Origin of the sequence: Pseudomonas mangiferae, from assembly GCF_007109405.1 — a bacterium.
GTDB classification, from domain to species: Bacteria; Pseudomonadota; Gammaproteobacteria; order Pseudomonadales; family Pseudomonadaceae; genus Pseudomonas_T; species Pseudomonas_T mangiferae.
The window spans coordinates 1-4397 of record NZ_VJOY01000036.1 but is presented as its reverse complement, the minus strand read 5'-3'; the positions used below and the strand labels follow the sequence as shown (position 1 = coordinate 4397).

Sequence of the window (4397 nt, the reverse complement as noted above, 5' to 3'; positions counted from 1 at the left end):
TCTGGTAGTCCGAGCGCCGCGTGGCGTACCACAGCCAGGGTTTGACCTGGGCCTCGTAGAGGTAGTACCGGCCCTGCTTGCCCACCTGGCTGAAGTGGATGCACTGGCCGTTGAGGTGGCGCGTGCCGCCACCCTGCAGTTCGATTTCCACCGTCACCGGCGTGCCCAGCATCGATTCCGGGTCCAGGTCCTTCTGCTCGCTCTTCAGGGTCACCATGAAGTCGAACAGCCGTGAAAGCGCTTCCCGCCCGCTCAGTGCCGCGAAGCGCAGCACGGTCGGGCCCAGGGCGGTGGTGACGTTGAGGACGCGATTCACGAAGGGGGGCCTCCTAGCTCATCGGTCTACCGCGATCCTTCGGCCGACATACTGCGACGCATTAAGGCGCGTGATTGCAGACCAGCATCATTCGAAACGCACAGCTTCCACATCGGCCCCGCAACGAGCAAGGCGCGCTTGTCGGTTCTGCTACGCAGGTCTCACCTGCCGAACTGTCCGCGATGCACAAAAAAGGCATCGCCGAGAGGGCGAAGTGGCGCCCGGCCAGTAACCCGGGCGCCTGGCATCCTAGCATCGAAGCGCAACAGCGCGAGGCCTGGCGTGCCCGCGCCGATGGAAGGCGCGGCGGGAATCGCCGCGCCGGGAGAAACCGCTACAGCGGACGACGCTGCTGGAATTCCTCGGAAACCTCGTCGGAGGCCTCGCGCTTGAGCATCAGCGGCGGATCGCTCGGCTTCACGCCGGTCCAGCGCTCCAGCATGGCGTAGGCCGCCTTGCGGTCCGCCGCGGACAGCGACGGCAGGTCCGAGCCATGGTTACCACCGGGCACCATGAACAGCCGGGTGCCGCGGGCGCTGGAGGTGGGCAGGAAGAACGCCGCCGCGGTCCAGGGGTCGATGTCGCCGTAGATCATCATCACGTTGCGGCTCTGCAGCGCGACGAAGCCGGCCACGTCCCACATCAGCGACGGGTCGAACGGCTGACGCGGCCACTGGCTGACATAGATGCGGTAATCGTTGGGGTCGTACTTGAGCAGGTCCGCCAGGTGCCGGGTGAGCAGGGCCGGGTAACCGAACTGGGTGATCGCCTGGTAGTAGTACGGCTCGTAACGGTCACGCTCGCTGTCGCTCATGGCGGACAGCGGCCCCCAGGCCAGCAGGAAATCGAACAGCGCCTGGTCGGTGGCGGAAGTGGCCGGGATACTGGCGCAGTTCTTCAGATCACCGTACTGGAAGAACTGGAAATACAGCTCGCCCACGGTGTGGTCCAGGGCCTGGTCGAGGCCGCCCGGCAGGTTGAAGGCCAGGCCGTTGTCGTTGCCGTAGGCCTGGATGTAGCCCTTCATGGACTCGCGGCGCTTGAGCACTTCGCGCTGGTACTGCTTGAGGTCGTTGCGGCAGGCGGCGCTGCCCACGTGCTCCTGGAACACCGCGTAGCGCAGGTCCAGCCGGGCGAAGCTCTGGGGCGCCACGTTGGCCAGGGTGCCGTCGACGTCGTTGGGGTAGTAGCGGCGATGGTACATGGCGGTCATGCCGCCCTTGCTGGCGCCGGTGGACACCCACTTGCCGCTGTAGAACGGGCGAATGGCCTGGACGATGCGGTGATGGTCGGCGGCGGCCTGGCGGATGTTCAGGTACTTCCAGTCCAGCGGGTCAGGGCGGGACTCGGCGAAGTAGCGGTGTTCCACCTTCAGCTGGCTGGCGTCCAGCACCCGGGTGATGGCGTAGCGCGAAGGCGTGACCGGAATGTCGTAGCCGTTGGTGGACAGCACCATGGGCGCGCTCTGGGAGCGGTGCAGCAGCACCATGCGCTGCTTGAAGGTGCCACGGGCCGGGTTGTCGTGGTCGACGGGCTGCTCGTAGCGCAACAGAAAATAACGGTAGCCGCTGGGCGGGCTGTCCAGCTCCTGGGCCTCCATGCCGGGAATGGACTGGAGGAACGCCAGGATGTCCTGGGAACGGGTGGCGGCGGCCTCCTGGCCGGCCTGGGCGGTCATGCCCAGGAACAGCGAAAGAAGCAACGCACCCAATAACGAATGACGGATCTTGTTGTACATGTCCTTTGACCTTTTGAGGGAAGTACCTTTCCCAGGCGGGAAGCGGCTCATGGCCGCCCCACGATGCGGAAAAACGCAACTGCTGCACATCCTGCGCACAACCGGCGGATAGCCGGTCGTTCCTGCCTGGAATCGAGAGCGCGGGGCCGGGCCCACTGCCGCGCGAGAGCAGCATAGACGGTGCCGCGGATTTCGCCCGCCCGCCTCGCACGGCACGTGGCGAGCCGCCGCCCCTCCCGTCAGTCGACACGCCGCAACTCCAGGTCGGCGGTCACGGTCGACTTTCCAGATGGGCCGGCCGTGACTGGCCCGACGCCCATTTCCACGCCGAGGAATCGCCCATGCACATCGAAGGCCAGTGCCATTGCGGCCACGTCGCCTACCAGGCGGAAATCGACCCCCAGCGGGTCGGCGTCTGCCACTGCACAGACTGCCAGGCCCTCACCGGCTGCGCGTTCCGCATCACCGTGAGCGCTCCGCGCCAGGCCATCACCCTGACGGCCAACCCGCCGAAGGTCTACGAAAAGCACGGCGACAATGGCAAGAAACGCCTGCAGCATTTTTGCCCGGAATGCGGTTCGCCGCTGTTCACCAGCGGCGAGGAAAGCGAAGACGGCGAATGGGGCATCCGCTGGGGCAGCATCGCGCAGCGGGCGGCGCTGGAGCCGAAGGCGCAGATCTGGCGCCGCTCCGCGGTGGGCTGGCTTGACCGGGTGCCGTCGCTGCCCGGCAGCGATACCGACTGAACACGGGAGCGAAGCATGATCGTCAAGCGTATCGTCGCCAACATCGCCACGCCTGACCCGGCCCAGGCAGACGCCTTCTACCGCGGGCTGCTGGGCCTGGACCTGGCCATGGACCACGGCTGGCTGCGCACCTACGCCTCCCTGGAGACCGCGGTGGCCCAAGTGGCCTTTGCCCGCGAGGGCGGCAACGGGGCGCCGGTACCGGACTTGTCCATCGAGGTGGACGACCTGGACACCGCCATCGCCCGAGTCCGGGCGGCCGGGTTGCCATTCGCCTATGGCCCCGCCGAGGAGCCCTGGGGCGTCCGGCGTTTTTTCGTGCGCGACCCCTTCGGCCGCCTGCTGAACATCCTGGCCCACCAGGACCAGGCCTGACACCGCCGGCGCGTCCGGCGCCGGCTTCTACCCGAGGAGGTATACACCATGGCACTGGAAGGTGGCTGCGCCTGCGGCGCGATCCGTTATCGCCTCACGGCCGACCCGACCGATGCGAGCTATTGCCATTGCACGACGTGCCGCCGCAGCGCCGGCGCGCCGGTGCAGGCCTTCGCCAGCGTGCCCCGCGAGGCGTTCGAGCTGCTCCAGGGCGAGCCCAGCCGCTGGCGCTCGTCGGAACAAAGCGAGCGCCTGTTCTGCGGCAGCTGCGGGACTCAACTGGCAATGGTTGCGCCCGATCACCCGGAGATCGACTTCACCCTGGCCTCCCTGGACCAGCCGGAAGCGGTGCCACCTGGGTTCCATATCTGGACGCGAAGCCAGATCGGTTGGTTTGAGGTAAAGGATGACCTGCCCCGCCATCTCAGGCGCAGCGTCGACGACTGAGCTCGCCGGCGGATCGGACGGTCAGGGCAGGATCACCAAGCGGTCCGGCAACTCATTGCGGGTATGGGTGAGGGGTACGTGGGTACGCAGGTGCTGGCCACAGGCGTCGATGCAGGTCAGGAACCCCTGCAGGGTCTCGCCCCGCTTCACCGCCTCGGTGAATGCCTGGACGATGGCCGCCCAGGTCTCGTCTCCCAGGCGGCTGGAAATGCCGTGGTCCACCAGGATTTCCACGTAGCGTTCCGCCTCGGCGACGAAGATCAGCACGCCGGTTCCGCCTTCGGTACGGTGCAGCTCCCGCTCGAGGAACTGGCGCCGGGCCAGGTTGCCAGCCCGCCAGTGGCGCACCGACCGTGGCACCAGGCGGCTGGTGACCGCGGGAATGCGGAACAGTAGCCCGACACCGATGAACGTCAGCCACTGGGCCAGCAGCAACTGGTGAGCGTCCAGCCACAGCGGGTAATAGTTGATCAACCCTGGTACCAGCAGGGCGATCAGCCCGGCCCATACCAACGAGACGTAGGTGTAGTCGTCCGCGCGGGTCGCCAGCACCGTCACCAGTTCGGCATCCGTTTCCTGTTCGATCCGGGCGATGGCATCCGCCACTTGCTGCTGGTCGCGCTCGCTCAATAGGGTCATCGATCACCAACCTCCCGAGGCACCGCCGCCGCCGAAGCTGCCGCCACCCCCGCGGCCTCGGTGGGGGTCATCACGCCGCCGACGATGCCGCCTATCAGCACGAACGCGATGGCGCCCGCCGGGATGGCGGCGATGC

The 4397-nt window shown here is 67.1% G+C and carries 6 protein-coding genes; 3 read left to right on the top strand and 3 right to left on the bottom strand.

Going from position 1 to position 4397, the window contains the following annotated elements; translation table 11 throughout:
* Together FM069_RS21415 and FM069_RS21410 are read right to left on the bottom strand one after the other, a co-directional pair.
* The coding region (locus FM069_RS21415; RefSeq protein ID WP_267904222.1) for a contractile injection system protein, VgrG/Pvc8 family at positions 1-316 on the bottom strand (316 nt) is incomplete at its 3' end.
* 334 nt (positions 317-650) lie between these two features.
* Positions 651-2054, bottom strand: coding sequence for a S28 family serine protease (locus FM069_RS21410; protein WP_218570327.1), 1404 nt, complete (start codon positions 2052-2054; stop codon positions 651-653).
* Positions 2055-2395: 341 nt separating this feature from the next.
* Between FM069_RS21410 and FM069_RS21405 the strand changes: the two genes are divergently transcribed.
* Genes FM069_RS21405 through FM069_RS21395 form a run of 3 tightly spaced genes read left to right on the top strand, consistent with a single transcriptional unit; the run spans position 2396 to position 3622 of the window.
* A complete protein-coding gene (locus FM069_RS21405) occupies positions 2396-2800 on the top strand; it encodes a GFA family protein (RefSeq protein ID WP_143490437.1) in 405 nt (134 codons plus the stop codon).
* Positions 2801-2815: 15 nt separating this feature from the next.
* Positions 2816-3175: a VOC family protein gene (locus FM069_RS21400; protein WP_143490436.1), complete on the top strand. Its 360-nt coding sequence runs from the start codon at positions 2816-2818 to the stop codon at positions 3173-3175.
* A 48-nt stretch (positions 3176-3223) separates the two neighbouring features.
* On the top strand, positions 3224-3622 hold the full coding sequence (locus FM069_RS21395; protein ID WP_143490435.1) for a GFA family protein: 399 nt from the start codon (positions 3224-3226) through the stop codon (positions 3620-3622).
* Positions 3623-3643: 21 nt separating this feature from the next.
* Here FM069_RS21395 and FM069_RS21390 read toward each other — a convergent pair whose 3' ends face one another.
* A complete protein-coding gene (locus tag FM069_RS21390) occupies positions 3644-4261 on the bottom strand; it encodes a TPM domain-containing protein (protein WP_143490434.1) in 618 nt (205 codons plus the stop codon).
* Positions 4262-4397: the final 136 nt, after the last annotated feature.